This window comes from Arthrobacter globiformis NBRC 12137 (assembly GCF_000238915.1).
Classification (GTDB): Bacteria; Actinomycetota; Actinomycetes; order Actinomycetales; family Micrococcaceae; genus Arthrobacter; species Arthrobacter globiformis.
The window spans coordinates 1-1,101 of record NZ_BAEG01000108.1 but is presented as its reverse complement, the minus strand read 5'-3'; the positions used below and the strand labels follow the sequence as shown (position 1 = coordinate 1,101).

Annotated in this window: 1 protein-coding gene; it reads left to right on the top strand. The window is 63.4% G+C overall.

All coding sequences use genetic code 11. The features are described 5' to 3' along the window. Nucleotides 1-12: 12 nt before the first annotated feature. Nucleotides 13-1,101 (top strand): copper amine oxidase (locus tag ARGLB_RS20270; protein ID WP_444541682.1); only part of this gene is annotated, 1,089 nt, incomplete at its 3' end.

Sequence of the window (1,101 nt, the reverse complement as noted above, 5' to 3'; positions counted from 1 at the left end):
GTGGAGCGTCCGGTGATCAACCGTGCCTCGCTCTCGGAAATGGTCGTCCCGTACGGTGACACCGCCCCGGTGCAGGCGAAGAAGAACGCGTTCGATTCCGGTGAGTACAACATCGGCAACATGGCCAACTCCCTGACCCTGGGCTGTGACTGCCTGGGCGAGATCCAGTACTTCGACGGGCACAGCGTGGACAGCCACGGCAACCCGTGGACGATCGAGAACGCGATCTGCATGCACGAGGAAGACGACTCGATCCTGTGGAAGCACTTCGACTTCCGTGAGGGCACCGCCGAGACCCGCCGCAGCCGCAAGCTCGTGATCTCCTTCATCGCCACGGTCGCGAACTACGAGTACGCGTTCTACTGGCACCTGTTCCTCGATGGGTCCATCGAGTTCCTGGTCAAGGCCACCGGCATCCTCTCCACCGCCGGGCAGCAGCCCGGTGCGAAGAGCCCGTACGGCCAGTCCCTGAACAACGACGGGCTCTACGCCCCGATCCACCAGCACATGTTCAACGTCCGGATGGACTTCGAGGTCGATGGCCCGAACAACGCCGTCTACGAAGTGGACATGGAATACCCCGAGCACAACCCCACCCACACCGCGTTCAAGGCAGTGGACCGGCTCCTGGAAACCGAACAGGCCGCGATCCGCAAGACCGACGGCGCCAAGCACCGGTTCTGGAAGATCGCCAACCACGAGAAGAAGAACATCGTGGACGAACCCGTCGCCTACCGGCTGATCCCCACCAACGGCATCCAGCTCGCCGCCGGGGACGAGTCCTACGTCTCCAAACGCGCCCAGTTCGCCCGGAACAACCTCTGGGTCACCGCCTACGACCGGACCGAACGCTTCGCCGCCGGCGAGTACCCGAACCAGGCCACCGGCGCCGATGACGGCCTGCACATCTGGACCCAGAAAGACCGGAACATCGTCGATCAGGACCTCGTGGTCTGGTACACCTTCGGCATGCACCACGTCGTCCGCCTCGAAGACTGGCCCGTGATGCCCCGCCAGAACATCGGCTTCATGCTCGAACCCCACGGCTTCTTCAACCAAAACCCCACCCTGAACCTCCCCACCGAAACCCGCACCACCAAC